The sequence below is a fragment of the Candidatus Methylopumilus planktonicus genome (assembly GCF_006364715.1).
Lineage (GTDB): Bacteria > Pseudomonadota > Gammaproteobacteria > Burkholderiales > Methylophilaceae > Methylopumilus > Methylopumilus planktonicus_A.
Map to the genome: position 1 here is coordinate 182,927 of NZ_CP040984.1, position 25,967 is coordinate 208,893.

Annotated in this window: 41 protein-coding genes; 36 read left to right on the plus strand and 5 right to left on the minus strand. The window is 38.0% G+C overall.

Annotated features, from left to right (window positions below; all coding sequences use genetic code 11):
• Positions 1-16 precede the first annotated feature (16 nt).
• The 31 genes from fusA (at position 17) to rplQ (ending at position 17,427) form a co-directional block, all read left to right on the plus strand.
• On the plus strand, positions 17-2,107 hold the full coding sequence (gene fusA / locus FIT63_RS00995) for an elongation factor G (RefSeq protein ID WP_140004916.1): 2,091 nt from the start codon (positions 17-19) through the stop codon (positions 2,105-2,107).
• A 23-nt stretch (positions 2,108-2,130) separates the two neighbouring features.
• On the plus strand, positions 2,131-3,321 hold the full coding sequence (gene tuf / locus FIT63_RS01000; RefSeq protein ID WP_140006194.1) for an elongation factor Tu: 1,191 nt from the start codon (positions 2,131-2,133) through the stop codon (positions 3,319-3,321).
• A 52-nt stretch (positions 3,322-3,373) separates the two neighbouring features.
• Positions 3,374-3,682, plus strand: coding sequence for a 30S ribosomal protein S10 (rpsJ, locus tag FIT63_RS01005; RefSeq protein WP_140006198.1), 309 nt, complete (start codon positions 3,374-3,376; stop codon positions 3,680-3,682).
• A 94-nt stretch (positions 3,683-3,776) separates the two neighbouring features.
• A complete protein-coding gene (rplC, locus tag FIT63_RS01010) occupies positions 3,777-4,421 on the plus strand; it encodes a 50S ribosomal protein L3 (RefSeq protein ID WP_140006199.1) in 645 nt (214 codons plus the stop codon).
• A complete protein-coding gene (rplD, locus tag FIT63_RS01015) occupies positions 4,421-5,047 on the plus strand; it encodes a 50S ribosomal protein L4 (protein ID WP_046486959.1) in 627 nt (208 codons plus the stop codon). The genes rplC and rplD overlap by 1 nt, the downstream gene beginning before the upstream one ends.
• Entirely contained in the window at positions 5,044-5,355 is a 312-nt protein-coding gene (rplW, locus tag FIT63_RS01020) for a 50S ribosomal protein L23 (RefSeq protein WP_139866876.1), read from the plus strand. Before rplD ends, rplW begins: the two co-directional genes overlap by 4 nt.
• A gap of 9 nt (positions 5,356-5,364) precedes the next feature.
• Positions 5,365-6,198, plus strand: a complete 834-nt coding sequence (rplB, locus tag FIT63_RS01025; protein ID WP_046486966.1) for a 50S ribosomal protein L2 — start codon at positions 5,365-5,367, stop codon at positions 6,196-6,198.
• Between the two features lie 5 nt (positions 6,199-6,203).
• On the plus strand, positions 6,204-6,479 hold the full coding sequence (gene rpsS / locus FIT63_RS01030) for a 30S ribosomal protein S19 (protein WP_140006200.1): 276 nt from the start codon (positions 6,204-6,206) through the stop codon (positions 6,477-6,479).
• 1 nt (position 6,480) lies between these two features.
• Positions 6,481-6,816, plus strand: a complete 336-nt coding sequence (gene rplV / locus FIT63_RS01035) for a 50S ribosomal protein L22 (protein WP_046486970.1) — start codon at positions 6,481-6,483, stop codon at positions 6,814-6,816.
• Between the two features lie 11 nt (positions 6,817-6,827).
• On the plus strand, positions 6,828-7,625 hold the full coding sequence (rpsC, locus tag FIT63_RS01040; protein WP_140006201.1) for a 30S ribosomal protein S3: 798 nt from the start codon (positions 6,828-6,830) through the stop codon (positions 7,623-7,625).
• Positions 7,609-8,025 carry a 50S ribosomal protein L16 gene (gene rplP / locus FIT63_RS01045; protein WP_046486979.1) on the plus strand — a complete coding sequence of 139 codons (417 nt, stop codon included), beginning with the start codon at positions 7,609-7,611 and terminating at the stop codon, positions 8,023-8,025. The genes rpsC and rplP overlap by 17 nt, the downstream gene beginning before the upstream one ends.
• Position 8,026: 1 nt before the next feature.
• Positions 8,027-8,221: a 50S ribosomal protein L29 gene (rpmC, locus tag FIT63_RS01050; protein ID WP_046486982.1), complete on the plus strand. Its 195-nt coding sequence runs from the start codon at positions 8,027-8,029 to the stop codon at positions 8,219-8,221.
• 2 nt (positions 8,222-8,223) lie between these two features.
• Entirely contained in the window at positions 8,224-8,490 is a 267-nt protein-coding gene (rpsQ, locus tag FIT63_RS01055; RefSeq protein ID WP_046486984.1) for a 30S ribosomal protein S17, read from the plus strand.
• 163 nt (positions 8,491-8,653) lie between these two features.
• Positions 8,654-9,022: a 50S ribosomal protein L14 gene (gene rplN, locus FIT63_RS01060; RefSeq protein WP_046486987.1), complete on the plus strand. Its 369-nt coding sequence runs from the start codon at positions 8,654-8,656 to the stop codon at positions 9,020-9,022.
• Positions 9,023-9,032: 10 nt separating this feature from the next.
• Positions 9,033-9,350 carry a 50S ribosomal protein L24 gene (gene rplX, locus FIT63_RS01065; protein ID WP_046486990.1) on the plus strand — a complete coding sequence of 106 codons (318 nt, stop codon included), beginning with the start codon at positions 9,033-9,035 and terminating at the stop codon, positions 9,348-9,350.
• 8 nt (positions 9,351-9,358) lie between these two features.
• Complete coding sequence (gene rplE / locus FIT63_RS01070; protein WP_046486993.1) at positions 9,359-9,898, plus strand: 50S ribosomal protein L5; 540 nt, start codon at positions 9,359-9,361, stop codon at positions 9,896-9,898.
• Between the two features lie 9 nt (positions 9,899-9,907).
• Entirely contained in the window at positions 9,908-10,213 is a 306-nt protein-coding gene (gene rpsN, locus FIT63_RS01075) for a 30S ribosomal protein S14 (protein WP_046486995.1), read from the plus strand.
• A gap of 15 nt (positions 10,214-10,228) precedes the next feature.
• Positions 10,229-10,624, plus strand: a complete 396-nt coding sequence (rpsH, locus tag FIT63_RS01080) for a 30S ribosomal protein S8 (protein ID WP_046486996.1) — start codon at positions 10,229-10,231, stop codon at positions 10,622-10,624.
• An 11-nt stretch (positions 10,625-10,635) separates the two neighbouring features.
• The gene (gene rplF / locus FIT63_RS01085) at positions 10,636-11,169 is read left to right on the plus strand and encodes a 50S ribosomal protein L6 (RefSeq protein ID WP_140004918.1); all 534 of its coding nucleotides are present in this window, start codon (positions 10,636-10,638) and stop codon (positions 11,167-11,169) included.
• Between the two features lie 10 nt (positions 11,170-11,179).
• Positions 11,180-11,533 (plus strand): 50S ribosomal protein L18, encoded by a 354-nt coding sequence (rplR, locus tag FIT63_RS01090; RefSeq protein WP_139866898.1) that lies wholly within the window; start codon positions 11,180-11,182, stop codon positions 11,531-11,533.
• Positions 11,534-11,559: 26 nt separating this feature from the next.
• Entirely contained in the window at positions 11,560-12,072 is a 513-nt protein-coding gene (gene rpsE / locus FIT63_RS01095) for a 30S ribosomal protein S5 (RefSeq protein WP_139866900.1), read from the plus strand.
• Between the two features lie 4 nt (positions 12,073-12,076).
• The gene (rpmD, locus tag FIT63_RS01100; protein ID WP_139866902.1) at positions 12,077-12,280 is read left to right on the plus strand and encodes a 50S ribosomal protein L30; all 204 of its coding nucleotides are present in this window, start codon (positions 12,077-12,079) and stop codon (positions 12,278-12,280) included.
• 9 nt (positions 12,281-12,289) lie between these two features.
• Positions 12,290-12,727, plus strand: coding sequence for a 50S ribosomal protein L15 (gene rplO / locus FIT63_RS01105; protein ID WP_139866904.1), 438 nt, complete (start codon positions 12,290-12,292; stop codon positions 12,725-12,727).
• 10 nt (positions 12,728-12,737) lie between these two features.
• A complete protein-coding gene (gene secY, locus FIT63_RS01110; RefSeq protein WP_046487007.1) occupies positions 12,738-14,060 on the plus strand; it encodes a preprotein translocase subunit SecY in 1,323 nt (440 codons plus the stop codon).
• A 10-nt stretch (positions 14,061-14,070) separates the two neighbouring features.
• Positions 14,071-14,289 (plus strand): translation initiation factor IF-1, encoded by a 219-nt coding sequence (infA, locus tag FIT63_RS01115; RefSeq protein ID WP_139866908.1) that lies wholly within the window; start codon positions 14,071-14,073, stop codon positions 14,287-14,289.
• Positions 14,290-14,322: 33 nt separating this feature from the next.
• Positions 14,323-14,436: a 50S ribosomal protein L36 gene (rpmJ, locus tag FIT63_RS01120; protein WP_082092808.1), complete on the plus strand. Its 114-nt coding sequence runs from the start codon at positions 14,323-14,325 to the stop codon at positions 14,434-14,436.
• Between the two features lie 86 nt (positions 14,437-14,522).
• Entirely contained in the window at positions 14,523-14,885 is a 363-nt protein-coding gene (gene rpsM / locus FIT63_RS01125; RefSeq protein ID WP_046487011.1) for a 30S ribosomal protein S13, read from the plus strand.
• Between the two features lie 20 nt (positions 14,886-14,905).
• Positions 14,906-15,298: a 30S ribosomal protein S11 gene (gene rpsK / locus FIT63_RS01130; protein ID WP_046487015.1), complete on the plus strand. Its 393-nt coding sequence runs from the start codon at positions 14,906-14,908 to the stop codon at positions 15,296-15,298.
• Between the two features lie 42 nt (positions 15,299-15,340).
• Positions 15,341-15,970 (plus strand): 30S ribosomal protein S4, encoded by a 630-nt coding sequence (gene rpsD, locus FIT63_RS01135; protein ID WP_140006202.1) that lies wholly within the window; start codon positions 15,341-15,343, stop codon positions 15,968-15,970.
• Between the two features lie 30 nt (positions 15,971-16,000).
• Complete coding sequence (locus FIT63_RS01140) at positions 16,001-16,987, plus strand: DNA-directed RNA polymerase subunit alpha (RefSeq protein ID WP_140004919.1); 987 nt, start codon at positions 16,001-16,003, stop codon at positions 16,985-16,987.
• A 32-nt stretch (positions 16,988-17,019) separates the two neighbouring features.
• Positions 17,020-17,427 carry a 50S ribosomal protein L17 gene (gene rplQ / locus FIT63_RS01145; RefSeq protein ID WP_046487020.1) on the plus strand — a complete coding sequence of 136 codons (408 nt, stop codon included), beginning with the start codon at positions 17,020-17,022 and terminating at the stop codon, positions 17,425-17,427.
• A gap of 71 nt (positions 17,428-17,498) precedes the next feature.
• Here the strand turns inward: rplQ and rpmG are convergent, their stop codons facing one another.
• The 4 genes from rpmG to coaBC all read right to left on the minus strand — a co-directional run bounded on the left by rpmG (position 17,499) and on the right by coaBC (position 19,620).
• Positions 17,499-17,654 carry a 50S ribosomal protein L33 gene (gene rpmG, locus FIT63_RS01150; RefSeq protein WP_139866914.1) on the minus strand — a complete coding sequence of 52 codons (156 nt, stop codon included), beginning with the start codon at positions 17,652-17,654 and terminating at the stop codon, positions 17,499-17,501.
• Between the two features lie 9 nt (positions 17,655-17,663).
• Entirely contained in the window at positions 17,664-17,900 is a 237-nt protein-coding gene (gene rpmB / locus FIT63_RS01155) for a 50S ribosomal protein L28 (RefSeq protein WP_046487024.1), read from the minus strand.
• Positions 17,901-17,984: 84 nt separating this feature from the next.
• A complete protein-coding gene (gene dut, locus FIT63_RS01160; RefSeq protein WP_140006203.1) occupies positions 17,985-18,437 on the minus strand; it encodes a dUTP diphosphatase in 453 nt (150 codons plus the stop codon).
• Between the two features lies 1 nt (position 18,438).
• Positions 18,439-19,620 (minus strand): bifunctional phosphopantothenoylcysteine decarboxylase/phosphopantothenate--cysteine ligase CoaBC, encoded by a 1,182-nt coding sequence (gene coaBC, locus FIT63_RS01165; protein ID WP_223259923.1) that lies wholly within the window; start codon positions 19,618-19,620, stop codon positions 18,439-18,441.
• Between the two features lie 142 nt (positions 19,621-19,762).
• On the opposite strand from coaBC, the gene FIT63_RS01170 reads away from it, so the two are divergent.
• Both FIT63_RS01170 and FIT63_RS06910 read left to right on the plus strand, forming a co-directional pair.
• The gene (locus FIT63_RS01170; protein ID WP_140007138.1) at positions 19,763-21,760 is read left to right on the plus strand and encodes a carbon starvation CstA family protein; all 1,998 of its coding nucleotides are present in this window, start codon (positions 19,763-19,765) and stop codon (positions 21,758-21,760) included.
• Between the two features lie 6 nt (positions 21,761-21,766).
• Positions 21,767-21,946 (plus strand): CstA-like transporter-associated (seleno)protein, encoded by a 180-nt coding sequence (locus FIT63_RS06910; RefSeq protein WP_140006205.1) that lies wholly within the window; start codon positions 21,767-21,769, stop codon positions 21,944-21,946.
• Here FIT63_RS06910 and lgt read toward each other — a convergent pair.
• Positions 21,943-22,710 (minus strand): prolipoprotein diacylglyceryl transferase, encoded by a 768-nt coding sequence (lgt, locus tag FIT63_RS01180; protein WP_140006206.1) that lies wholly within the window; start codon positions 22,708-22,710, stop codon positions 21,943-21,945. The genes FIT63_RS06910 and lgt overlap by 4 nt on opposite strands.
• Positions 22,711-22,773: 63 nt before the next feature.
• Between lgt and ilvD the strand changes: the two genes are divergently transcribed.
• The 3 genes from ilvD to FIT63_RS01195 all read left to right on the plus strand — a co-directional run bounded on the left by ilvD (position 22,774) and on the right by FIT63_RS01195 (position 25,944).
• A complete protein-coding gene (gene ilvD, locus FIT63_RS01185; RefSeq protein ID WP_140006207.1) occupies positions 22,774-24,627 on the plus strand; it encodes a dihydroxy-acid dehydratase in 1,854 nt (617 codons plus the stop codon).
• 8 nt (positions 24,628-24,635) lie between these two features.
• Positions 24,636-25,535, plus strand: a complete 900-nt coding sequence (locus FIT63_RS01190; RefSeq protein ID WP_140006208.1) for a D-hexose-6-phosphate mutarotase — start codon at positions 24,636-24,638, stop codon at positions 25,533-25,535.
• 88 nt (positions 25,536-25,623) lie between these two features.
• On the plus strand, positions 25,624-25,944 hold the full coding sequence (locus FIT63_RS01195) for a c-type cytochrome (protein WP_140006209.1): 321 nt from the start codon (positions 25,624-25,626) through the stop codon (positions 25,942-25,944).
• Positions 25,945-25,967: the final 23 nt, after the last annotated feature.

Genomic DNA, 25,967 nt, shown 5'->3' on the forward strand with positions numbered 1-25,967 from the left:
AAAAGGTAATTCTAAAGTGGCTCGTATAACCCCCATTAATCGATATAGAAATATAGGAATTAGTGCTCATATTGATGCAGGTAAAACTACAACAACTGAGCGTATTCTTTTTTACACAGGGGTAAACCATAAGATTGGTGAAGTGCACGATGGTGCCGCAACTATGGATTGGATGGAGCAAGAGCAAGAACGAGGAATTACTATTACTTCAGCCGCAACAACCTGCTTTTGGAAGGGTATGGCAGGTCAATTTGACCAGCATCGAATCAATATTATTGATACCCCAGGACACGTTGACTTCACTATTGAAGTTGAACGATCAATGCGAGTTCTTGATGGCGCTTGTATGGTTTACTGTGCGGTAGGTGGCGTTCAGCCCCAGTCAGAAACGGTATGGCGTCAAGCAAATAAATATAAAGTTCCGCGTCTTGCTTTCGTAAATAAAATGGATAGAGCCGGCGCAAACTTTTTTAAAGTTTACGATCAAATGCGTTTACGTTTAAAAGCTAATCCAATTGCACTTCAAGTTCCTATAGGTGCTGAAGAAAAATTTGAAGGTGTTATTGATCTTATTAAAATGAAAGCTGTTTATTGGGATGAATCATCTCAAGGTATGAAATTTGATTATCGCGATATTCCTGCAGATTTAGTTGACACATGTAAAGAATGGCGCGAAAAAATGCTGGAAGCAGCCGCTGAAGCCAATGAAGAGTTAATGAATAGATATTTGGAAACTGGTGATTTAAGCGAAGAAGATATCAAAAAAGGTTTGCGCATTAGAACGATTAATTTTGAAATCGTACCTATGTTATGCGGATCAGCCTTTAAAAATAAAGGCGTGCAAGCTATGTTGGATGCAGTGATTGAGTATTTACCTGCTCCTACTGATGTTGCAGCGCTGGTATGTGAAGACGCCAAAGGCCAGCCTACAACTCGTAAAGCCTCTGATGATGAGCCTTTCTCAGCGTTAGCATTTAAAATCATGACAGACCCTTTTGTAGGTCAGCTTATTTTCTTCCGCGTATATTCAGGCGTTATCAAATCAGGCGATACAATCTATAACCCAATTAAAGGCCGTAAAGAACGTATTGGCCGTATTCTTCAAATGCACGCAAATCAGCGTGAAGAATTGAAAGAAGTTCGTGCTGGCGATATTGCAGCAGCTGTGGGACTTAAAGAAGCAACAACAGGTGACACTTTATGTGATATCAATAATGAAGTTGTTCTTGAAAGAATGATTTTCCCTGAGCCTGTTATTCACGTTGCAGTTGAACCCAAAACAAAAGCCGATCAAGAGAAAATGGGTATAGCTTTAAATAGACTTGCTCAAGAAGATCCTTCATTTAGAGTTAAGACAGATGAAGAAACAAATCAAACAATTATTTCAGGTATGGGTGAGCTTCACTTAGAAATTCTTGTAGATCGAATGAGAAGAGAATTTGGTGTTGAAGCTAACGTAGGTGCGCCACAAGTGGCTTACAGGGAAGCTATCAAGAAACCGGTTGAAATTGAAGGTAAATTTGTAAAGCAATCTGGAGGTAAGGGTCAATATGGTCATGTATGGCTCAAAATGGAGCCAAATGAACCGGGCAAAGGTTTTGAATTTATTGATGCAATTAAAGGTGGATCAGTGCCTCGTGAGTTCATTCCTGCGGTTGAAAAAGGATTGCGAGAAACACTTCCTGCTGGCGTAGTTGCCGGTTATCCAGTTGTAGACGTTAAAGTAACTCTATTTGATGGTTCATACCATGATGTTGACTCAAATGAAAATGCATTTAAAATGGCAGCCTCGATGGCATTTAAAGACGGAATGCGTAAAGCAGATCCAATCCTTCTTGAACCTATGATGGCAGTTGAGGTAGAAACACCTGAGGATTATTTTGGTGACTTGATGGGCGACCTTTCATCTAGACGTGGCATGATTCAGGGTATGGAAGATAATGCATCTGGCAAAGTTGTTCGAGCTGAAGTTCCATTAGCAGAGATGTTTGGATATTCAACAACCATGCGTTCGCTATCTCAAGGTAGAGCAACATATTCGATGGAATTTAAGCATTACACAGAAGCACCAAGAAACGTAGCAGAAGCAGTCGTTAATAAAAAATAAGTTAAAAATCTGAGGATAACATTATGGCAAAAGGCAAATTTGAACGTACCAAACCCCATGTGAACGTTGGCACAATTGGTCACGTTGACCATGGTAAGACAACACTTACAGCGGCAATCACAACGATTCTTGCTAAGAAATTTGGCGGAGAAGCTAAGGCTTACGATCAAATTGATGCGGCGCCAGAAGAAAAAGCGCGTGGTATTACAATCAATACAGCACACGTAGAATACGAAACAGCGAATCGCCATTATGCGCACGTTGACTGCCCAGGCCATGCTGACTATGTTAAAAATATGATTACAGGTGCAGCGCAGATGGACGGCGCAATCCTTGTATGTTCAGCAGCTGACGGCCCAATGCCTCAAACACGTGAACATATCCTTTTAGCTCGCCAAGTAGGCGTACCTTACATTGTGGTCTTCTTAAATAAAGCAGACATGGTGGATGACAAAGAATTATTAGAGCTCGTTGAAATGGAAGTACGTGATCTTTTAACGAAGTATGACTTCCCAGGCGACAAAACACCGATCGTCATAGGCTCTGCAAAATTAGCACTCGAAGGTGACCAATCTGAAATTGGTGAGCCATCAATTTTTAAATTAGCTGAAGCACTTGATTCTTATATACCAATGCCAGAACGTGCAATCGACGGTGCATTCTTAATGCCAGTTGAAGATGTGTTCTCAATCTCAGGTCGCGGTACTGTAGTGACTGGTCGTATTGAGCGCGGTATTGTTAAAGTAGGTGATGAAATTGAAATCGTAGGTATTAAACCTACACTCAAAACAACATGTACAGGCGTTGAAATGTTCCGTAAGTTACTTGACCAAGGTCAAGCAGGCGACAACGTAGGTGTGTTGTTACGTGGTACAAAACGTGAAGAAGTTGAACGTGGCCAAGTATTATCTAAAGCAGGTTCAATCACACCACATACAAAATTCGCTGCAGAGATCTATGTGCTTGGTAAAGATGAAGGTGGTCGTCATACACCATTCTTTAATGGCTACCGTCCGCAGTTCTACTTCAGAACAACAGATGTTACAGGCGCTGTTGATTTACCAGCAGGCACAGAAATGGTAATGCCAGGTGACAACGTATCAATCACAGTAACACTCATTGCACCAATCGCGATGGAAGAAGGTTTACGTTTTGCGATTCGTGAAGGTGGCCGCACAGTAGGTGCCGGTGTTGTTGCTAAGGTGATTGAATAGTTTTTTAAAATTAATACCGTAAGGTATTCGCTCTTTGGAAAGGTAGTAAAAAATGCAAAGTCAGAAAATTCGTATACGTTTGAAGGCGTTTGATTATCGTTTAATCGATCAATCAGCCAAAGAAATTGTTGAAACAGCAAAAAGAACGGGAGCTGTTGTTAAGGGACCTGTTCCGCTTCCCACTCGAATCGAAAGATTTGATATTTTAAGATCACCGCACGTCAATAAAACGTCGCGCGATCAATTTGAAATAAGAACTCATCAAAGATTGATGGACATTATAGATCCTACAGATAAAACAGTAGATGCTTTAATGAAACTGGATTTGGCTGCTGGAGTTGATGTAGAAATTAAGTTGTAAAATTTTAAAGCGTTAGGTATAATTCTGCGCTCTTTGTAGAAATCGGTCAATTGTAATCGGTTTCGTTTAATAATAATAATTTAAGGATACGATCATGAGCTTAGCGCTTATTGGTCGCAAAGTTGGTATGACAAGGGTATTTACAGAGGATGGCACTAGCATTCCTGTAACAGTTCTTGAAGTCTTACCTAACCGCGTGACACAGATCAAAACAATCGCTTCGGACGGCTACACTAGCCTCCAGTTAGCCTATGGTGCGACAAAAGCTACTAAGCTTGATAAGGCACTTACAGGACATTACGCTAAAGCAGGTGTAACAGCTGGTACTGGCTTACACGAAACTGCAATCAAAGAAGAAGATGTAGCGAATTTCCCTTTAGGGACAAATATCACCGTAGAAAACTTCAAAGAAGGCCAGCTTGTTGATGTAACAGGTACATCAATTGGTAAAGGTTATGCTGGTGTTATTAAAAGACATCATTTCAGATCAAATCGAGCATCACACGGTAACTCAAGATCACATAATGTTCCAGGTTCAATCGGTATGGCTCAAGATCCAGGCCGAGTTTTCCCAGGTAAGCGCATGTCTGGTCATTTGGGCGCTGTGAGAGTTACTACACAGAACTTAGTCATTGTTCGTGTTGACACTACAAAAAATCTAATCCTAATTAGAGGGGCAGTTCCGGGCTCCAAAGGCGGCGATGTTTTAGTTCGCGCAGCTGTGAAAGTGAGCAAATAATGGAATTAAAATTACTCGATAAAAACGGAAAATCCGCTAAGAAAAGCGTCACAGTTTCTGATGCAACATTTGGTCGTGAATTTAATGAGGCTCTTGTTCATCAGTTAGTTGTGGCATACATGGCTAATGCTCGTGTTGCAACTCGCTCACAAAAAACAAGAGGCACTGTAAAACACAGTACTCGCAAACCTTATGCACAAAAAGGTACAGGTAATGCACGTTCTGGCATGACTTCAAGCCCTATATGGCGTGGAGGTGGTAGAACATTTCCAAATTCACCTGATGAAAATTTCTCTCACAAAATGAATCGAAAAGCATATCGCGTTGGTATGAGATCTATTTTGTCTGAATTAGTAAGACAAGAAAGATTAAGTATTGTTGAGGAGTTTAAATTAGAGACCCCAAAGACAAAACAACTTGTCGATAAAATTAAAGATATGGGATATACGCAAGGCGTTTTAGTTTTAACAGATGCATTTGATGAAAATTTATATTTATCATCAAGAAATTTAACTAACGTTATGGTTGTAGAAGCGCAATATGCTGACCCAGTAAGTTTAGTTCAGTTTCCAAATGTTGTGGCCACAGCTGGCGCACTAAAAAAACTTGAGGAGATGCTAGCGTGAGTCAAATAGTTCATACACAAGATCGTATTATTCAGGTTATTTTAGCGCCACAAATTACTGAGAAAGCAACATTCATTGCTGACAAACATAATCAAGTGGCATTTAAAGTAAGAACTGATGCGACTAAATCAGAAATTAAAGCTGCTGTTGAATTAATGTTTAAAGTTGAAGTGAAGGCTGTGACATTACTCAATGTAGGCGGTAAGGTAAAAAGAGCAGGCCGTTCATTTGGTAAAAGAAATGATTGGAAAAAGGCTTATGTAAGTCTTAAGCCAGGCCAAGAGATTAATTTTGCGAGCGGTGAATAAGGATAAAAAATGGCTTTAGTTAAAGTAAAACCAACCTCCCCAGGAAGGCGCGCAGTTGTTAAGGTTGTTAATCCAGACCTACACAAAGGCAAACCCTTCGCACCTTTAGTTGAAAAAAAGAATAAGCATGCCGGAAGAAATAGCCGCGGTGTTATTACAATTCGTCATCATGGTGGCGGTCATAAACAAAATTATCGCATGATTGATTTCAAACGAAATAAAGATGGCATTCCAGCAAAAGTAGAGCATCTTGAATACGATCCAAATAGAACAGCAAATATTGCACTTCTTTTATACGCAGACGGTGAAAGAAGATACATTATTGCTCCCAAAGGTGTGGCTGTTGGTGCCGAGTTAATAAGTGGCTCCGAAGCGCCTGTTAAAAATGGTAATGCTATGCCATTAAGAAATATTCCTGTAGGTAGTACTATCCACTGTATCGAATTACAACCTGGTAAAGGTGCGCAAATAGCGCGCTCTGCTGGAACTTCTGTACAGCTTTTAGCAAGAGAAGGTACATATGCTCAATTAAGACTTCGTTCAGGCGAAGTAAGAAAAGTGCATGTAGATTGCAAAGCAACTTTAGGTGAAGTCGGTAACGAAGAACATTCTCTCAGATCTATTGGTAAAGCAGGTGCTATGAGATGGAGAGGCGTTAGACCAACAGTGCGCGGTGTAGTTATGAATCCTGTTGATCACCCACATGGTGGTGGTGAAGGAAAAACTGCGGCTGGTATGCATCCAGTAAGCCCTTGGGGGACTCCAACTAAAGGCTATCGAACAAGAACAAATAAACGTACTGACAATATGCGCGTCAGTCGTCGTCCAGCGAATAAGAGGTAATAGATATGGCACGTTCAGTTAAAAAAGGACCATTCATTGATGCACATTTGGCTAAGAAAGTTGAGGTTGCCTCTGGTAATCGCGATCGTAAGCCAATTAAAACCTGGTCAAGAAGATCAACGATCTTACCTAACTTTATCGGTCTTACCATTGCAATCCATAATGGAAAACAACATATACCTGTAATGATTACAGAAAATATGATTGGACATAAATTAGGTGAATTCGCATTAACAAGAACCTTTAAAGGTCACGCTGCTGACAGAAAGGTTAAGGTATAAAATGGCTACCGAAGTTTCAGCGATTCTAAAAGGCGTTCGTTTATCTCCTCAGAAAGCAAGATTAGTTGCTGATTTGGTCAGGGGAAAAAAAGTAGATTACGCGCTTAACATTCTTAATTTCAGCCCAAAAAAAGGTGCAGAAATTATTAAGCGAGTCGTAGAGTCTGCAATTGCAAATGCTGAACATAATAATGGGGCTGATATAGATGAATTGTTTATTAAAACAATTTATGTGGATAAAGGCATTATTTTAAAACGTATCCGTGCTCGCGCTAAAGGCCGTGCAGGGAAAATAACAAAACCAACTTGTCACATTAAAGTGACGGTCGGCAACTAAAGAGAAAAAATATGGGTCAAAAAATTCATCCAATTGGTTTCCGCTTAAGTGTTCAAAAAAATTGGACATCACGTTGGTATGCTAATAGTAAAAATTTTCCTGCAATGTTGAACAATGACATTAAGGTACGAGAATTTTTAAACAAAAAATTAGCAAACGCTGCGGTAAGTAAAATTGTTATTGAGCGACCAGCTAAAAATGCAAAGATTACAATTTACTCAGCAAGGCCTGGTATTGTAATTGGGAAAAAAGGTGAAGATATTGAAACATTAAGATCAAGTTTACAGGCGCTTATGGGTGTTCCAGTTCATTTGAATATTGAAGAAGTGCGTAAACCAGAGATCGATGCAACATTAATTGCACAAAGTATTGCCCAGCAATTAGAAAAACGTGTGATGTTTAGACGCGCTATGAAAAGAGCAATGCAGAATGCAATGAGGTTAGGTGCTCAAGGTATCAAAATTATGAGCGCTGGCAGATTAAATGGTATCGAGATTGCAAGAACAGAATGGTATAGAGAAGGCAGAGTGCCTCTTCATACATTAAGAGCTGATATAGATTACGGCGTGGCTGAAGCGAAAACAACCTATGGAATTATTGGCATAAAAGTTTGGGTCTTTAAAGGTGAATTATTCGTAGACAACACAAAAGCAACTTCACAGATATTAGATGCTGTAAATCCAGCAGTTGAAAAAACTGAAGAAGAAAAGAAACTTAGAAAACCAAGAATCAAAAAAGATGAAACAGTAGCAAAAGAACCAGAAAAAAAAGTGAGAAAGTCGAGGGCTAAAGATGTTACAACCGGCTAGACAAAAATTTCGTAAGATGCAAAAAGGCCGAAACAAAGGCATTGCAACAACAGGAAACAAAGTAAGTTTCGGTGATTTCGGTTTGAAAGCTATTGGACGAGGACGTCTAACAGCTCGTCAGATAGAAGCTGCGCGTCGAGTGATGACACGTCACATTAAGCGTGGTGGCCGAGTATGGATTCGTATATTCCCCGATCAACCAATTTCAAAAAAACCTGCTGAAGTTCGTATGGGTAACGGTAAAGGCAGTACCGAATACTACGTAGCTCAAATTCAGCCTGGAAAAATGTTGTATGAGATGGATGGAGTAACTGAAGCACTAGCGAGAGAAGCATTTAAATTAGCAGCAGCTAAGCTTCCAATTGAAACAACCTTTATTACTCGTCATATCGGAGGCTAATATGAAAACAGCTGATTTAAGAAAAAAAACAACCGAAGAATTAGGTACCGAGTTATTAGAGTTAAGAAGAGCTCAGTTCTCATTAAGAATGCAATTGGCAACCCAACAATTAAACAAGGTTGATCAAATTGCGAAAATTAAACGTGATATCGCAAGAGTTAAAACAGTTCTTGGCGAGAAAGTTAAACAGGCTTAAATATGACTGATACAAAAAAAGTTATTAGAACCTTTACGGGCAGAGTTGTTAGCGACAAGATGGATAAGACAGTCACTGTATTGGTTGAAAGAAAAGTAAAGCATCCTTTGATTGGCAAGGTAATTGTTAAGTCAAATAAATTTCATGCACATGATGAAAAAAATGAAAGTAAAGAGGGTGATTTGGTCGTTATTACAGAAAACCGCCCTATTTCAAAAACTAAATCATGGGTCGTTAGTAAAATAGTTACAAAGGCAGTTCAGGTTTAGATATAAGAAGTTGAGAATAAGAAACAAATAGCTTATAATGCGAGACTTTTTTGGGGTTCATAAACTATTAAGTTTATAAGCTAACCCCCCAATACTGACCGTAGTATATCGGCTAATTAAAAAGCTGGCCTTAGTAATAACGGATTAAGTTGGAGATAAACTCATGATTCAAATGCAGTCAAGATTAGAAATTGCTGACAATACTGGCGCACGCTCAGTAATGTGCATTAAGGTATTGGGCGGCTCAAAACGACGTTACGCAAGTATTGGTGACATTATCAAAGTAAGTATTAAAGACGCAGCTCCTAGAGGCAAAGTCAAAAAAGGAGAGGTTTATACCGCAGTTGTTGTGAGAACAGCAAAAGGCGTTAGAAGACCAGATGGTTCTTTAATTAAATTTGATGCAAATGCCGCCGTTCTTTTAAACGCTAAATTAGAACCTATTGGAACACGTATTTTTGGACCTGTAACTCGCGAATTGAGAACAGAACGGTTCATGAAGATTGTTTCATTAGCACCAGAAGTTTTATAGGAGTATACGGATGAATAAAATTCGTAAAGGTGACAAAGTCATTTTAAATACAGGTAAAGACAAAGGCAAACAAGGCGTTGTTTTAAGCGTTCTTAAAACAGGGCATGTTGTGGTTGAAGGTTTAAACATGGTAAAGAAGCACACAAAACCCAATCCTGCTAAAAATATTCAAGGTGGAATCGTCGGCAAAGAAATGCCACTTAATATTTCTAACGTTGCTTTACTTAATAACTTGACTCAAAAGGCTGACAAAGTCGGAATTAAAAAATTAGATGACGGCAAGAAAATCCGTGTTTTTAAATCAAACAACGAAGCAGTTGACGCATAGGAAAAGAAATGGCTCGATTAAAAGAATTTTATAAAACAGAAGTCATTAAAAAAATGACTGACCAATTTGGTTATTCATCACCAATGCAAGTCCCCAGAATTGAAAAAATTACTTTAAATATGGGTGTAGGTGAAGCAGTAGCTGACAAAAAGATCATGGAACACGCTGTAGGTGACATGGAAAAAATTGCTGGGCAAAAAGCTATTGTCACTAAAGCTAAAAAATCAGTGGCAGCATTTAAGATTCGTGACGATTATCCGGTAGGTTGCAAAGTGACTCTTCGAAGAGATCGTATGTATGAATTTTTAGATCGACTTGTCACAGTTGCTATTCCGCGAATTAGAGACTTTAGAGGGATTTCTGCTAGATCATTTGATGGTCGTGGAAATTACAATATGGGTGTTAAAGAGCAGATCATTTTTCCTGAAATTGAATACGATAAAATCGACGCATTAAGAGGGATGAATATCACAATTACAACGACAGCTAAAACTGACGAAGAAGCAAAAGCATTGTTATCTGCGTTTAGTTTTCCATTTAGAAACTAGGTTTAGACTATGGCTAAAATGTGCATGATAGAACGTGAATTAAAACGACGTAATATGGTTGAAAAATTTAAGACCAAACGTGCTGCTTTAAATCAAATTATCTTAGATATAAACGCATCTTCAGAGCAAAAACAAGAAGCGAGACAGAAGTTACAAAGTTTACCCCGTAATTCAAGTCCAGTTAGATTAAGAAATCGTTGTTCTCTAACAGGTCGTCCAAGAGGCGTCTACAGCAAGTTCGGGATTGGTCGAAGTAAATTAAGAGATTTAATGATGCGAGGCGAAGTGCCTGGCGTGATTAAAGCAAGTTGGTAATAGGAGAAAAATAATATGAGTATGAGCGATCCAGTTGCCGATATGTTAACCAGAATTAGGAATGGTCAAGGTACTAATAAAGTATCTATCACCATGCCTGCATCTAAATTAAAAAAAGCTATCGCAAACGTTTTAAAAGATGAAGGCTATATTGAGAATTTTGCTGAACACGAAGTGCAAGGCAAGCCAGTATTAAATATTGAATTGAAATACTACGCCGGCAGACCTGTTATTGAAAAAATTGAAAGAGTAAGTAAGCCAGGTTTACGAGTTTATAAAGCAAGCCAAAGTATTCCAGAAGTAATGAATGGTCTTGGTGTGGCAATCGTGTCAACATCTAAGGGAGTTATGACAGATAGAAAAGCAAAGGCTGCAGGTATTGGCGGCGAAGTGCTTTGCTATGTGGCTTAAGGAGAGAATATATGTCACGTATAGCTAACGCACCCGTAACGATTCCTCCTAAAGTAGAGGTTTCAATTAATGATTTGAATATTTCAATTAGTGGACCGATGGGCAAATTAAATCAGTTCATTACACCTAACGTTAAATTAAATAATGACGGTCAAGTAATTACATTTGCAGCGGCTGACGAATCTCAGCAAGCAAATGCAATGGCTGGCACAATGCGTGCACTTGTTGCAAACATGATGAAAGGTGTTTCTGAAGGATTCGTAAGAAAACTAACTTTAATTGGTGTTGGATATAAAGCTCAGGCGCAAGGTGCAAATCTTAATCTCGATTTAGGTTTTTCACATCCCGTTAATTACAAAATGCCTGAAGGCATTAAAGTTGAAACACCAAGTCAAACTGAAATTATTTTAAAAGGTTCTGATAAGCAATTAATAGGTCAAGTTGCTGCTCAAATTAGAGCGTATCGACCACCAGAGCCATATAAAGGTAAAGGCGTTCGTTATTCAGATGAGAACGTAATTATCAAAGAAACTAAGAAAAAATAAAGGTTGAGATATGTATAATACAAATCCCCGTTTACGTCGCGCCAAGAAGACACGAGCAAAAATCGCCGAGCTTCAAGTGACAAGACTCAGTGTTCACAGAACAAACACAAACATTTACGCCCAAATCATAAGTGCTGGCGAAAATAAAGTTTTAGCAAGTGCCTCTTCACTTGAAGCAGATATTAAAAAAACTTTAAAAAATGGCGGCAATATTGAGGCAGCAGCTCAAATAGGCAAACGTATAGCTGAAAAAGCAAAAAAAATCGGAATTACAAATGTGGCATTTGATAGATCAGGTTATCGCTATCATGGCAGAGTTAAAGCTTTAGCAGATGCTGCTAGAGAAAACGGCTTGTCTTTCTAACCCCAATAATTTAAATAGGTCAAAACATGGCAAAAGATTTAGAAAATCAACAAACGCAAACAGACGGTTTAAGAGAAAAAATGATTGCTGTTAACCGGGTTACTAAAGTAGTTAAGGGCGGCCGAATCATGAGCTTCGCTGCGTTAACTGTTGTAGGTGATGGAGACGGTTCAGTTGGTATGGGAAAAGGAAAAGCAAGAGAAGTGCCTGTGGCCGTTCAAAAAGCAATGGACGAAGCTAGAAGAGGCATGCTCAAAGTAAAACTAAATAATGGCACCTTGCAACATGCAGTCATGGGAGAGCATGGCGCTGCAAAAGTATTCATTCAGCCCGCTTCAGAAGGTACTGGCATTATTGCTGGCGGCGCTATGAGAGCGATTTTCGAAGTAATGGGCATTACTAATGTTTTAGCAAAATGTATTGGATCAACGAATCCATATAATGTTGTCAGAGCAACATTGAATGGACTTGAATCAATGAATACACCGGCTGAAATTGCTGCTAAACGCGGTAAATCAGTAGAAGAAATTAGAGGCTAATCAAATGGCAAAAACAAAAAAAGAAATTACAGCTGGTTTAAAAGTTACATTAATTAAAAGTTTAATTGGTAGAACTGAACCTCATCGGGCAACGGTGAAAGGATTAGGTCTTAGAAGAATACATCATACAGTTGAGTTGCAAGACACTCCTGCGATTCGAGGCATGATTAATGCAGTGAATTACTTACTTAAAGTCGAAAAGATATAAAGAGAAATTATGAAACTAAATACATTAAAACCAGCAGTTGGTTCTAAAAAAGTAGCAAGACGTGTTGGCCGAGGTATTGGTTCCGGTCTTGGAAAAACAGCTGGACGTGGCCATAAGGGACAAAAATCCAGAGCTGGTGGATTCCATAAAGTCGGTTTTGAAGGCGGTCAAATGCCGATTCAAAGACGTCTTCCAAAACGTGGATTTAAATCATTAACGCATAAATTAACTGCACGCGTTAGAACAAATGAACTCAATTTAGTTGAGTCAGACAATATTGATTTGCTCGTATTAAAAGCGGCAAAATTAATTTCTGATAATGCAAAGACAGCAAAAGTATATTTGTCTGGCGAAGTGAAAAGAAAATTAACAATCCAAGGTTTATTGCTAACTAAGGGCGCTCGAGCTGCGATTGAAGCGGCTGGCGGAAAAGTAGTAGAAGTTTGAGAATTTAATTTTGGCTCAAGATAATTTATTAGGTGCTTTAGGTAAGACAAGCGAATTAAAAAATCGCATATTGTTTGTTTTAGGTGCCATTATTGTTTATAGACTTGGCGCTCATATTCCAGTACCTGGGATTGATCCGCTTGAGCTTAAAAAATTATTTGATTCACAAAGCGGTGGCATCTTGGGAATGTTTAATATGTTCTCTGGAGGTGCACTAAGTAGATTCACCTTATTTGCATTAGGGATCATGCCTTACATTTCTGCATCGATCATTATGCAATTATTAACTGTAGTCTCGCCTCAGCTTGAACAGTTAAAAAAAGAAGGCGAAGCAGGTAGAAGATCAATAACAAAATATACGAGATACGGCACAGTGATGTTAGCCGCATTTCAGGCGCTTGGAATCTCTATTGCGCTGGAGTCTCAACCAGGGTTAGTACTTGATCCAGGATTAGCTTTTAGACTCACATCAGTTGTAACTTTAGTCAGTGGAACAATGTTCCTTATGTGGTTAGGCGAGCAAATCACTGAAAGAGGTATTGGTAACGGTATCTCAATTATTATTTTCACAGGTATTGTGGCTGGATTGCCAAGTGCATTGGGAAGCACACTTGAGCTAGCTAGAACGGGTGCATTTTCAATACCATTAGTTTTCTTCTTGTTTGCGGCAACTATTTTAGTAACAGCGCTGGTGGTTTTTGTTGAAAGAGGCCAGAGAAAAATCACTGTTAACTATGCGAAAAGACAAGTTGGCAACAAGTTATATGGGGGCCAAACCTCTCATTTGCCTTTAAAACTAAATATGGCGGGTGTCATCCCACCTATTTTTGCATCAAGCATTATTTTATTTCCAGCGACTTTAGCTGGTTGGTTTGGATCTAGTGAAAAAATGTTGTGGCTTAAGGATGTTGGAGCTGCGATTTCACCAGGACAGCCTATTTATATTTTTCTATTCGCAGTAGCGATAGTGTTTTTCTGCTTTTTTTACACCGCTTTGGTTTTTAATCCAAAGGAGACAGCAGATAATTTGAAAAAAGGCGGTGCGTTTGTTCCTGGTATTAGACCGGGAGAGCAAACAGCAAAATATATCGACCAAATTATGGGTAGATTAACTTTAGTAGGTGCTGTGTATATAACGCTTGTATGTTTATTGCCGGAGTTTCTAATACTTAAGTTTAATGTTCCTTTTTATTTTGGAGGTACATCGTTATTAATTATTGTAGTAGTGACGATGGATTTTATGACCCAGGTTCAATCTCATCTGATGTCATATCAGTATGAGGGATTGCTTAAGAAAGCTAACTTTAAAGGCGGCGCTAATGCGCTTAGATAGCCTTTAATCAATGGCAAAAGAAGATACGATTGAGATGCAGGGGGAGATTATAGAAAATCTTCCAAATGCAACTTTTAGAGTTAAGTTGGAAAATGACCATGTTGTATTGGGTTATATTTCAGGAAAAATGCGTATGAATTATATTCGTATTCTTCCAGGAGATAAGGTGACGGTAGAAATGACACCTTATGATTTAACCAGGGCAAGAATTACGTTCAGGGTTAAATAAGTAATATTTAATTAAAATTTAAGAGGTATAAAAATGAGAGTTCGCGCATCCGTAAAAACATTATGCCGAAACTGTAAAGTTGTTAGAAGAAGAGGTGTTGTGAGAGTAATTTGCTCAGATCCTCGACATAAGCAACGACAAGGATAAGGGTGGGTTGTTAATTGTTAAAAATTCAACAACCTGTTAAAATATAAGGCTTTTTATTTAATTTGCCATTTTTTTTGGAGTAAGTTATGGCTCGTATTGCTGGGGTGAATGTACCCGATCATCAACATGCAGAAATTGCTTTAACAGCAATTTATGGCGTTGGAAGAAACACCGCAAAAAAGATCTGTATTGCGGCAGGAATCATTGCGACTGCTAAATTAAAAGATTTGAACGATGCTGACGTGGAAAAGCTTCGTGATCAAGTTGCGAAAATTAAGGTTGAAGGTGACTTACGAAGAGAAGTCACAATGAACATTAAACGATTGATGGATCTTAGCTGTTACCGAGGCGTAAGACACAGAAGAGGTCTTCCAGTAAGAGGCCAAAGAACTAAAACGAATGCAAGAACAAGAAAAGGCCCTGTTAAAGCAATTAAACAGGCTAAATAAAAAAGGTTTAAGGATTATTTATGGCAACAAAAGCTAATGTTCGTGTAAAAAAGAAAGTTAAGAAAAATGTGGCAGAAGGTATTGCTCACATTCACGCATCTTTCAATAACACAATCATCACAATTACAGACAGACAAGGTAATGCATTATCTTGGGCAACATCTGGCGGTGCTGGATTTAAAGGCTCAAGAAAAAGTACACCTTTTGCAGCGCAGGTTGCAGCTGAGGCAGCAGGTAAAGCGGCTCAAGAGTGCGGTGTAAAAAATCTTGAAGTAAAGATTAAAGGACCAGGTCCTGGAAGAGAATCTGCAGTGCGTGCACTTAATGCCGCAGGATTTAAAATCACGAGCATTCAAGATGTGACACCAGTGCCACACAATGGTTGCCGTCCACCTAAGAAAAGAAGAATTTAATAAGTTGAGCATTGAATTGCTCATTGAAACAGGAGAGTTATTTTGGCAAGAAATCTAGATCCTAAATGTCGTCAATGTAGAAGAGAAGGCGAAAAACTTTTTCTCAAAGGCGAGAAATGTTTTACTGACAAATGCGCTATTGAAAAGCGTAATTTTCCTCCTGGCCAACACGGACAAAGAAGATCGAGCCGCTTATCAGATTACGGCGTTCAATTAAGAGAAAAACAAAAGCTCAGAAGAATCTACGGAATCTTAGAAGCACAGTTTAGAAGTTATTACGCTGAAGCGGATAGAAAAAAAGGCATTACCGGTGAAAATCTTCTACAGCTTTTAGAGTGTAGATTAGATAACGTTGCTTATAGAATGGGTATCGGCGCTTCACGAACAGAAGCAAGACAAATTGTAAGACACAACAGTCTTCTAGTAAATGGCCGAAGAGTGAACATCCCTTCATATCAAGTTAAGCCGGGTGATGTTCTCTCAGTCGCAGAAGCATCTAAGCAACAATTAAGAATTAAAGGTTCAATTGAAGCTGCAGAGCAAAGAGGTTTTCCTGAGTGGATTGAAGTTGACGTAAAAGGTCTTAAGGGCACGTTTAAAAACAAACCGCTACGCGATGATTTACCAGCAACAATTAATGAATCGCTCGTTGTTGAGCTTTATTCGAAATAATTAAATAAGAATTATTGATAAGGATACATAATGCAAAATAGTCCTACAGAATATTTAAAACCAAGAATCGTAAATGTTGAAGTTATAAACCCGGTAAGAGCTCGCGTAACTCTAGAGCCTATGGAAAGAGGTTTTGGCTTTACTTTAGGTAATGCATTAAGACGCGTTTTATTGTCTTCAATTCCTGGCTTCGCAATTACCGAAGTAAAGATTGATGGCGTAGTTCATGAGTATTCAACTTTAGATGGCGTGCAAGAAGACGTGGTTGATATTCTTTTGAATTTAAAAGGTGTTGCATTAAAGCTTCATAATAAATCTGAGACAACTCTCACATTAAACAAAACTACCGAAGGTCCAGTGACAGCTGCTGATTTTGAAACAAATCACGATGCTGAAATTATTAATCCAAATCATTTAATTGCACACCTTACAAAAGGCGGAAAATTAAATTTAGAAGTTAAAGTTGAAATGGGTAGAGGTTATCAACCAGTTCCAGCAAGAAGAAAATCAAATCAGGAAGATAAAACTCTAGGTTTTATTATGGTAGATGCTTCTTTTAGCCCGATCAACAAAGTAAGTTATTTTGTTGAGAGTGCTCGCGTAGAACAAAGAACAGACTTAGACAAATTAATCATGGATGTTGAAACGAACGGCGTTATTGATGCTGAACAAGCAATTAGAGACGCTGCTAGAATTTTAATGGGACAACTTTCTGTATTTGCAAACTTGGAAAGTGCTTTAACTGAAGTTGAAGTGAAGCAAGCACCTCAAGTCGATCCAGTCTTATTAAGACCTGTTGATGATTTAGAGCTCACTGTTAGATCAGCAAACTGTTTAAAAGCAGAAAATATTTATTACATTGGCGATTTAATTCAACGAGGTGAAAATGAGCTTTTAAAGGCTCCAAATCTTGGAAGAAAATCACTTAATGAGATTAAAGATGTTCTCGCTTCTAAAGGCTTAACTTTAGGTATGAAATTAGAGAACTGGCCTCCAGCAGGTTTAGAAAAAGCGTAATCATTAAATAAGAAAAATTTGAGGGTAAGAGTATGCGTCACGCAAATGGTCATAGAAAACTAAATAGAACGAGCAGTCATCGACAAGCAATGTTGAGAAATATGGCTACCTCTTTATTAAAAAATGAGATTATTAAAACTACATTACCAAAAGCTAAAGAGCTTAGAAAAGTAGCCGAACCTCTTATTACATTAGCAAAAAATGCAACTTTATCTAATAGACGTTTAGCCTTTAGCCGTTTAAGAGATAGAGACATTGTGACTAAGTTATTTGCTGAGTTAGGTCCGCGATATAACACAAGAAAAGGTGGCTATTTAAGAATATTGAAGTGCGGCTTCCGAGATGGAGATAATGCGCCTATGGCCTTTGTTGAGCTTGTAGATAGACCTATTGTTGAAGTTGCAGCACCTGCCCCTAAAGAAGAGGTAGTAGCAGAATAAAGTACGATCAGATAAATAAAAAAAAGCCAGCTACTGCTGGCTTTTTTTATTGTCTTTGTTAAAGCTTAAAATTATTTAATTTTTGCTTCTTTATAAACTACATGCTTTCTAACGACAGGATCAAATTTTTTGATTTCCATCTTGTCAGGCATGGTTCGTTTGTTTTTTGTTGTGGTATAGAAATGTCCAGTACCAGCACTAGACTCTAATTTGATTTTTTCACGCATATATATTCCTTAAATTTTCTGGCCAGCTGCACGCATTTTTTTAACAATAACATCAATGCCTAGCTTATCGATTGTTCTAAGCGCTGCATTAGTAATTCTCATTGAAACCCAACGATTCTCAGTTTCAACCCAAAATTTACGGTTTTGTAAATTAGGTAAAAAGCGTCTTTTGGTCTTGTTATTGGCGTGAGATACGTTGTTTCCAGACATTGGTTTTTTGCCGGTTAATTGACATACGCGAGCCATAATTTAAATCCTTTATTTGTTACAATAATTTCGAAAAAGAGTGCTATTAAACCACATAACCCACTGTCTTTTCAAGTGAATTCGTTAGTTTTTACCTGTACTTCCAAAGCCACCTTCACCTCGCTCTGTCTCAGGAAATTCTGCTACAAGGTTAAATTTAGCCTGGATAACCGGTACGATGACCAGTTGCGCGATTCGCTCCATAGGATTAAGCAGGAAAGCGTTCTCGCAACGATTCCAGCAAGAAACTAACAATTGACCTTGGTAATCTGAATCTATCAGACCTACCAAATTACCTAAAACAATGCCATGTTTATGCCCTAAGCCCGATCTAGGAAGAATGAGGGCTGCATAAGCAGGGTCCTTAATAAATATAGAAATACCAGTGGGTATAAGAAAAGTTTCGCCGGGATTAATCGTTTGTACGTGCTCAGTACATGCTCTTAAATCGAGACCTGCTGAACCTGGTGATGCATAATTAGGCAGCATTTCCTCGATACGTTTATCCAAAATTTTAAAGTCAATTATTAGGCTCATGTTATTTGTCCGAATTTATACGATGAGCTATTTCTTTTAAAATAGCTTTTGCTGCAACCATTTTATTTGATTTTGGTAAATCAATAACATCATTTTTGTCAATTATTGAAACTTTAGTATCTTGTAAACCCATAGACTCATGAATTAAATTTGCCACAATTAAATCTAAATTTTTGGTCTTTAGTTTTTTTTGTGCATTTTCAATGAGATTTTCACTTTCTGCAGCAAAACCTACTTTAAAGATTTTATTTTTAGATAATCCTACTTCTTTAAGAATATCGATTGTAGGTTTGAGTTGAAGCGTTATATCTAAATTGTCTTTTTTTAATTTCCCATTGAATTTCTCTTTAGGAGTGTAATCAGAAACAGCCGCAACACTTATAAAAATATCTTGACCATCGATATGCTTAAGGACAGCTTCATGCATCGAATGTGCATTACTTGCATCAATAACATTTATATTTTTTGAAAATTTTTGATTGCCTGACTTAATTACAGTGACTGATGCGCCCATAGATTCTGCAGCATTGGCGACTGCAGAGCCCATGTTGCCCGAGCTAATATTTGTAATTGCTCTCACGTCATCGATCATTTCAATTGTGCCGCCAGAAGTAATTAATATCTTTTTATTTTTGAGGATTTTAGGTGTGAGATGATTTTGAATTGATCTGAATAATTCTTCGGTATCCATCATTCTTCCAAGCCCTATATCACCACAAGCCTGCTCCCCTGAATCGGGACCAAAAAATAACACACCATCTTTTTTCAATTGTGAAGCATTTCGTTGAGTAGCTTCATTGGTCCACATATGAACATTCATGGCAGGAGCAACGGCAATCGGGCAAGTTCTTGCTAAGCATAAGGACGATAAAAGATCGTCAGCAAAACCATGTGCTAATTTTGCTAGGAAGTTAGCGCTGGCAGGCGCAATAACAATGAGATCGTAATCTCTTGATAATTCTATATGCGACATCCCATTATTAGCATTGCTTCTCCATAAACTCGTTAAAACTTCTTTGCCTGATAGAGCCTGAAACGTAAGAGGCGTTATGAAATGACTCGCAGATTCTGTCATAACAATTTGAACGTCAAAATCGTTTTTAACGAGAAGGCGAGTTAATTCAGCTGCTTTGTATGCAGCTATGCCTCCTGTAACGCCGATGATTATTTTATGAGATGCCAAGATAAGATTTACGCAGTCGCGATGAATTTAGTTATTTTAATTTTTATTAATTGCATATAATTAATAGATTGAGTGGGAAGTCAGTATATCAAAGATATATAAGGCAATAAATTAATTTAGATATCAGATCGGACACATTGTGATTAAAAAATACTTTAAAAATATAATTTGGATTCTACTAGCTCTATTAGGGGCTCTCGCATTTTCAACAATTGCACTGAGTCGCAATGAGAGTATCAACGCCGTTTGGTTTATTACGGCTGCTGTATGTATATACATGATTGCTTATAGATTCTATGCAAGCTGGATTGCAGCAAAAGTTCTAGTCATTGACGAGCATAGAAAAACACCAGCTCTAAGACTGCAAAATGACAAAGACTTTATTCCTACAGATAAATGGATTGTATTTGGCCACCATTTTGCCGCGATTGCAGGGCCAGGCCCTTTGGTTGGCCCTACGTTAGCAGCCCAGTTTGGTTATCTTCCTGGCATGTTATGGATATTAATAGGCGCTGTATTAGGAGGTGCTGTTCAAGATATGACCACATTATTTTTTTCGACGAGACGCAACGGAAAAAGTTTAGGACAAATGGCAAGGGATGAAATTGGTGTAATTGGCGGAACTGCTTCATTGATTGGTACATTTTTAATTATGGTTATTTTGATTGCTGTTTTAGGGTTGGTGGTTGTGAATGCCATGAAGCATAGCCCTTGGGCAACATCAACAGTTGCCGCAACAATACCTATCGCAATTTTTATTGGGATTTATTTAAGGTCCATTAGGACAGGCAGAGTCCTTGAGGCCTCATTAATTGGATTCGGATTATTGCTTTTGGCCGTTTTTGCTGGAGGGTTAATTGACCATTCCCAGACGCTACGAACTTATTTTGATCATGATAGTTTGACGTTGGCGTGGGCTATTATTTTTTACGGCTTTGCAGCAGCAGTTCTTCCGGTTTGGCTTTTGTTAGCCCCAAGAGATTATCTATCGACATTTGTAAAATTAGGTACGGTGATTGTTCTAGCGGTTGCAATTATAACCTTACAACCAGAAATCAAAATGCCAGCTCTGACGCAGTTTACAGATGGTACAGGCCCTATTTTTGGCGGCAGTCTATTTCCTTTTGTTTTTATTACCATCGCGTGTGGATCAATTTCTGGATTCCACTCTTTAATCGCTTCAGGCACAACACCTAAACTATTGGACAACGAAAAATATATTCCAATGATTGGATACGGTGCGATGCTTTTAGAATCTTTCGTAGCTATTATGGCCTTAATAGCCGCAACAGTATTGGAACCAGGTATCTTTTTTGCAATTAATAGCCCCGTGGGAGTTGTTGGATCAGAAGCTGTCGATGCCATTCAAAAAATAAACTCATGGGGATTTAAAGTGACAGTTGAGGAAATGGAATTGCTTGCAAAAAATATGGGTGAAACATCACTTTTTGCTAGAACAGGCGGAGCTCCTTCATTAGCGGTGGGTATGGCGAATATATTTGGTAAAGCATTTGGTACAAACTTATTGGCGATGTGGTATCACTTTGCCATCATGTTTGAGGCAATATTTATTCTCACAACTTTAGATGCAGGCACTCGTGTTGGAAGATTTATGTTGCAGGATATGATTGGTAACATTTACCCGAAGTTTGGTCAAACTTCATGGATGCCATCAATTATTTTAAGTAGCGCAATCGTTGTAAGCTGTTGGGGATATTTTTTATACATCGGCGTGATAGACCCTAATGGCGGTGTAAATATTCTGTGGCCTTTATTTGGTATTGCGAATCAAATGTTGGCGGCGATTGCATTATCTGTAGGCACTGGCATTCTTATTAAATCGAACAAATTAAAATACGCTTGGGTCACCGGACTACCTTTAATTTGGTTAATTATTGTGACCACTACTGCTGCTTATCAGAAAATATTTAGTCAAGATATTAGAGTTGGATTTCTGGCAGCAGCTAGAGATCTGACAGATAAAATAAATATAGGGCTCATCGAGGATAGTAAAATTTCCATTACTCATCAGTTAATTTTTAATCAAAAATTAGATGCTTTTATTACTCTATTCTTACTTATTATTTTGTGGACAGTAGTTATTGATATGTTAAGAATTTCATTTTTCAAAAAGAATTAATAAGCCATGCTAAAAGTTATTAAATCAATATATGCATTTCTACGCCGACTATCTGGAGATGACCTCTACGATCTTTATGTGATGAATCATAAGCAGTGTTCAAAGAAACATAAGCTCATGAGTAAACAACAATTTTATAAAGCAACACTTGATAAAAAATGGAGCGGTATAAAACGCTGTTGTTAGCTTTTTTTAAAGAGATAAATACCAGCGATGAGCATAGGAATTGATAGCCATTGACCCATTGAAAGATTAAGGAATAGTAAGCCTAAGAAATGATCAGGCTCTCTTGAAAATTCAACTAAAAATCTAAAAGTTCCGTATAGCATCAAAAAAACAGCAGATATCTGGCCTGTTCTCCTTTTTTGTTTTGAATAAAACCAAAGCGCTATAAACAGAATAAAGCCTTCAAGAAAGCATTCGTATAGTTGAGAAGGGTGTCTTGCCAAGTTGTCTACATTAGGGAAGATCATCCCTAAGAAAAAATGTGTGGGTCTTCCCCATAACTCTGCATTAATAAAATTTCCAATACGACCAAATGCAAGACCTAGAGGAACCAAGGGCGCGATGAAATCTAAAATCGACAGTAAAGATACTTTATATTTTTTGGCTAAAAGTATCATGGCGATAACTACACCTAAAAATCCGCCATGGAATGACATGCCACCTTTCCACAATGCAATGATCTCAATTGGCTGGTTTATATAGTATTGCAATTGATAAAATAAAATATAACCTAATCGCCCACCTACAATAACGCCAATAGCACCATAAAAAAAAGCATCATCTAACATCTTTTGATTCCAAGATAGCCATGGACGCGTCCTGATTTGAACCTTACCTAACTGAAGAAATCCCACAAAAGCCAAAAGATACATAATTCCGTACCAATGAATTTGAAACGGTCCAAGATTAAGTGCTACAGGGTCTATTTGGGGATGAATAAGCATAAGTTTGTTGTAATTATAAGTTAAAATAATTGTTTAAATTGATTGTAATTTTAAGAGGTCATTATGCCCGTATATCGCTCTAAAACGACTACTCATGGCAGAAATCAAGCTGGTGCCCGCGCACTTTGGCGCGCCACAGGCATGAAGGATGGTGATTTTACAAAGCCAATTATTGCAGTTTGTAATTCATTTACACAGTTTGTTCCAGGGCATGTTCATTTAAAAGATATAGGGCAGCTTGTAGCAAGAGAAATTGAAAAACATGGCGGTGTTGCAAAAGAGTTTAATACCATCGCAGTAGATGATGGGATAGCTATGGGGCATGACGGCATGCTATACAGCCTCCCAAGCCGAGATCTAATTGCAGATAGCGTCGAATATATGGTTAATGCTCACTGTGCAGATGCCATTGTTTGTATATCTAATTGCGATAAGATAACGCCCGGCATGCTTATGGCGGCACTAAGAATTAATATTCCCGTGGTCTTTGTTTCAGGCGGCCCTATGGAAGCGGGTAAGGTCAATTGGAACAGTGGAATCAAGAAATTAGATTTAGTAGATGCAATGGTAGCAGGCGCTGATACAAGAGTCTCTGATAAAGAATCCGATGAAATTGAACGATCAGCATGTCCAACATGCGGTTCTTGTTCAGGAATGTTTACAGCAAATTCAATGAACTGTTTAACCGAAGCCTTAGGATTAAGTCTGCCCGGTAATGGAAGTACTTTAGCAACTCATGCAGCTAGAAAAAAATTATTTCAAGAGGCTGGAAGAGTTATTGTTGATTTAGCGAAGCGATATTACGAAGGTGAAGATGAAAGTGCACTGCCCAGAAATATTGCAAGTTTTAAAGCTTTTGAAAATGCTATGACTTTAGATGTGTCTATGGGAGGCTCAACAAATACAGTTCTTCATTTGCTTGCGGCAGCTCATGAGGCTAAAGTAAATTTCACGATGAAAGATATAGATCGTATTTCAAGAAAAGTGCCTTGCTTAGCAAAAGTAGCGCCTGCCACAGATAAGTTCCATATGGAAGATGTTCATAGAGCAGGAGGTGTGATGGGAATTTTAGGAGAGCTTGACCGTGCAACTCTAATTCATAGGGATATTCCTACTATTCACTCTAAAACTTTAGGTGAAGCAATAGATCATTGGGATATTGTGACGACCAAAAATGAGGAAGTAAAAAACTTTTATCGTGCAGCGCCAGGAGGTATACCGACTACGATTGCGTTCAGCCAGAGTATGCTTTATCCAACTTTAGACGACGACAGAACCTCTGGATGTATTCGAAATAAAGAAAACGCCTATAGCCAAGATGGGGGACTTGCAGTACTTTTTGGAAATATTGCACGTAATGGCTGCATTGTTAAAACAGCAGGTGTTGATGAGAGCATTTTGAAATTTAAAGGACGTGCGCGTATTTTTGAATCACAAGACGAGGCAGTTACTGCTATTTTAGGGGACAAGATTATTGCAGGTGATGTAGTTGTTATTACATATGAAGGGCCAAGAGGCGGACCTGGCATGCAAGAAATGCTTTATCCAACCACTTATTTAAAATCAAAAGACCTTGGTAAAGTTTGTGCACTTTTAACTGACGGAAGATTTTCTGGAGGAACTTCTGGATTAAGTATTGGCCATGTCTCTCCTGAAGCTGCTGAGCAAGGGGAAATTGCATTAATTGAAGAAAACGATCAAATTGAAATTGATATTCCAAATAGAACAATTAATTTAATGATTGACGATGTAATCCTTCTTCAAAGAAAAGATAAGATGAATGCTGATGTTAAGAATGCCTGGAAACCTAAACCAAGAATAAGAAAAGTTTCTCAAGCATTAAGAGCTTATGCATTAATGACTACAAGCGCTGATAGAGGAGCTATTCGGGATATTTCAAAGTTAGAGGAAATTTAATTTTTAAAATGATAAGTGAAAAATATATATCAGCTGCTGAAAGCTACAAGATTACACAAAATGAAATTGGGTTAAAATTTATTACGATTGATAATAGGCTTGCCTCAGCCAAGATTGCGCTTCAAGGCGCTCATATTATGCAATGGAAGCCACATGATATAAAAAATGAAGTGCTCTGGCTTTCAAGTAATACGAGATATATGCATGGAAGATCTATTCGAGGTGGCGTACCTATCTGCTGGCCTTGGTTTGGCGCTCACCCTACAGATGGAAGCTTTTGTCCGCATGGATTTGCTAGAGTTATTCCATGGCGTATTAATGAGATTATTGATTTGGAAAACGGAGCTACTAAAGTGACATTTGTAATGCTTCCTACGCCCGAAGTGAATAGACAACTTTCATATCAATTTAATTTAGAATTTTCTATAACGATTGGTAGTTCAATCCATCTTGATCTTAAAACAACAAATTTATCTGAACAACCTTTCTTGATTGGTGAGGGATATCACACTTATTTTCAGATAAGTGATATTGAAAATATTGAAGTGACTGGATTAGAAAATAAAATCTATTCAGACAAAGCGAGGGGATATAAAAAATTCACTCAAGAAGATCAAATTAAATTTGATGCTGAATTTGATAGAGTTTATTTAAATACAAAAGATACATGTGTGATTCATGATAAGGGATTTGATCGAAAAATTATTGTACAAAAAGAAAACAGTGAATCAACAGTCATTTGGACGCCGTGGGATAAAAAAGTTAAAACTATGGTTGATATGGGGACTGAAGATGAATGGAAAAAAATGATCTGTGTGGAAAGTGTTAATGCGCTAGAAAATAGTGTTATGGTCTACCCGAATGAGTCTCATAACCTAATAGCCGAGTATTTAGTTCAAGAATATTAATAGTATAATTTTATTTAAATTGCTTTTAATTCAAATAAAATTAGGAGTATTATAATAATTGTAAAATCAATTTAAGGACGGAAATAATATGAAATCAGTGATTCTAAGTATGGCAGTGGTTAGTATGTTTATAGCAAATCAAGCTCAGGCTGCAGATGCTAAAGCTGCTGAAGCATTAGCTCAAAAAAGCGGATGTTTAGCTTGTCATGCCGTTGAAAAAAAAGTGCTTGGACCATCTTATAAAGATGTTGCAAATAAGTATAAAGGCGACAAAGGTGCTGAAGCAAAATTAGCAGCCAAGGTAAAAGCAGGTGGTAGTGGTGTTTGGGGCCCAGTTCCAATGCCGCCTCACCCACAAGTTAAAGATGAGGATATCAAAACAATCATTTCATGGGTTTTATCACTTTAATTAAGTTTTGAACCTAAATAAAA

Excerpts from the sequence above, each read along its gene's own strand:
- tuf (WP_140006194.1), top strand. The coding sequence starts at position 2,131 with ATGGCAAAAGGCAAATTTGAACGTACCAAACCCCATGTGAACGTTGGC.
- rpsJ (WP_140006198.1), top strand. The coding sequence starts at position 3,374 with ATGCAAAGTCAGAAAATTCGTATACGTTTGAAGGCGTTTGATTATCGT.
- rplC (WP_140006199.1), top strand. The coding sequence starts at position 3,777 with ATGAGCTTAGCGCTTATTGGTCGCAAAGTTGGTATGACAAGGGTATTT.
- rplD (WP_046486959.1), top strand. The coding sequence starts at position 4,421 with ATGGAATTAAAATTACTCGATAAAAACGGAAAATCCGCTAAGAAAAGC.
- rplB (WP_046486966.1), top strand. The coding sequence starts at position 5,365 with ATGGCTTTAGTTAAAGTAAAACCAACCTCCCCAGGAAGGCGCGCAGTT.
- rpsS (WP_140006200.1), top strand. The coding sequence starts at position 6,204 with ATGGCACGTTCAGTTAAAAAAGGACCATTCATTGATGCACATTTGGCT.
- rplV (WP_046486970.1), top strand. The coding sequence starts at position 6,481 with ATGGCTACCGAAGTTTCAGCGATTCTAAAAGGCGTTCGTTTATCTCCT.
- rpsC (WP_140006201.1), top strand. The coding sequence starts at position 6,828 with ATGGGTCAAAAAATTCATCCAATTGGTTTCCGCTTAAGTGTTCAAAAA.
- rplP (WP_046486979.1), top strand. The coding sequence starts at position 7,609 with ATGTTACAACCGGCTAGACAAAAATTTCGTAAGATGCAAAAAGGCCGA.
- rpmC (WP_046486982.1), top strand. The coding sequence starts at position 8,027 with ATGAAAACAGCTGATTTAAGAAAAAAAACAACCGAAGAATTAGGTACC.
- rpsQ (WP_046486984.1), top strand. The coding sequence starts at position 8,224 with ATGACTGATACAAAAAAAGTTATTAGAACCTTTACGGGCAGAGTTGTT.
- rplN (WP_046486987.1), top strand. The coding sequence starts at position 8,654 with ATGATTCAAATGCAGTCAAGATTAGAAATTGCTGACAATACTGGCGCA.
- rplX (WP_046486990.1), top strand. The coding sequence starts at position 9,033 with ATGAATAAAATTCGTAAAGGTGACAAAGTCATTTTAAATACAGGTAAA.
- rplE (WP_046486993.1), top strand. The coding sequence starts at position 9,359 with ATGGCTCGATTAAAAGAATTTTATAAAACAGAAGTCATTAAAAAAATG.
- rpsN (WP_046486995.1), top strand. The coding sequence starts at position 9,908 with ATGGCTAAAATGTGCATGATAGAACGTGAATTAAAACGACGTAATATG.
- rpsH (WP_046486996.1), top strand. The coding sequence starts at position 10,229 with ATGAGTATGAGCGATCCAGTTGCCGATATGTTAACCAGAATTAGGAAT.
- rplF (WP_140004918.1), top strand. The coding sequence starts at position 10,636 with ATGTCACGTATAGCTAACGCACCCGTAACGATTCCTCCTAAAGTAGAG.
- rplR (WP_139866898.1), top strand. The coding sequence starts at position 11,180 with ATGTATAATACAAATCCCCGTTTACGTCGCGCCAAGAAGACACGAGCA.
- rpsE (WP_139866900.1), top strand. The coding sequence starts at position 11,560 with ATGGCAAAAGATTTAGAAAATCAACAAACGCAAACAGACGGTTTAAGA.
- rpmD (WP_139866902.1), top strand. The coding sequence starts at position 12,077 with ATGGCAAAAACAAAAAAAGAAATTACAGCTGGTTTAAAAGTTACATTA.
- rplO (WP_139866904.1), top strand. The coding sequence starts at position 12,290 with ATGAAACTAAATACATTAAAACCAGCAGTTGGTTCTAAAAAAGTAGCA.
- infA (WP_139866908.1), top strand. The coding sequence starts at position 14,071 with ATGGCAAAAGAAGATACGATTGAGATGCAGGGGGAGATTATAGAAAAT.
- rpmJ (WP_082092808.1), top strand. The coding sequence starts at position 14,323 with ATGAGAGTTCGCGCATCCGTAAAAACATTATGCCGAAACTGTAAAGTT.
- rpsM (WP_046487011.1), top strand. The coding sequence starts at position 14,523 with ATGGCTCGTATTGCTGGGGTGAATGTACCCGATCATCAACATGCAGAA.
- rpsK (WP_046487015.1), top strand. The coding sequence starts at position 14,906 with ATGGCAACAAAAGCTAATGTTCGTGTAAAAAAGAAAGTTAAGAAAAAT.
- FIT63_RS01140 (WP_140004919.1), top strand. The coding sequence starts at position 16,001 with ATGCAAAATAGTCCTACAGAATATTTAAAACCAAGAATCGTAAATGTT.
- rplQ (WP_046487020.1), top strand. The coding sequence starts at position 17,020 with ATGCGTCACGCAAATGGTCATAGAAAACTAAATAGAACGAGCAGTCAT.
- rpmG (WP_139866914.1), bottom strand. The coding sequence starts at position 17,654 with ATGCGTGAAAAAATCAAATTAGAGTCTAGTGCTGGTACTGGACATTTC.
- rpmB (WP_046487024.1), bottom strand. The coding sequence starts at position 17,900 with ATGGCTCGCGTATGTCAATTAACCGGCAAAAAACCAATGTCTGGAAAC.
- dut (WP_140006203.1), bottom strand. The coding sequence starts at position 18,437 with ATGAGCCTAATAATTGACTTTAAAATTTTGGATAAACGTATCGAGGAA.
- FIT63_RS06910 (WP_140006205.1), top strand. The coding sequence starts at position 21,767 with ATGCTAAAAGTTATTAAATCAATATATGCATTTCTACGCCGACTATCT.
- lgt (WP_140006206.1), bottom strand. The coding sequence starts at position 22,710 with ATGCTTATTCATCCCCAAATAGACCCTGTAGCACTTAATCTTGGACCG.
- ilvD (WP_140006207.1), top strand. The coding sequence starts at position 22,774 with ATGCCCGTATATCGCTCTAAAACGACTACTCATGGCAGAAATCAAGCT.
- FIT63_RS01190 (WP_140006208.1), top strand. The coding sequence starts at position 24,636 with ATGATAAGTGAAAAATATATATCAGCTGCTGAAAGCTACAAGATTACA.
- FIT63_RS01195 (WP_140006209.1), top strand. The coding sequence starts at position 25,624 with ATGAAATCAGTGATTCTAAGTATGGCAGTGGTTAGTATGTTTATAGCA.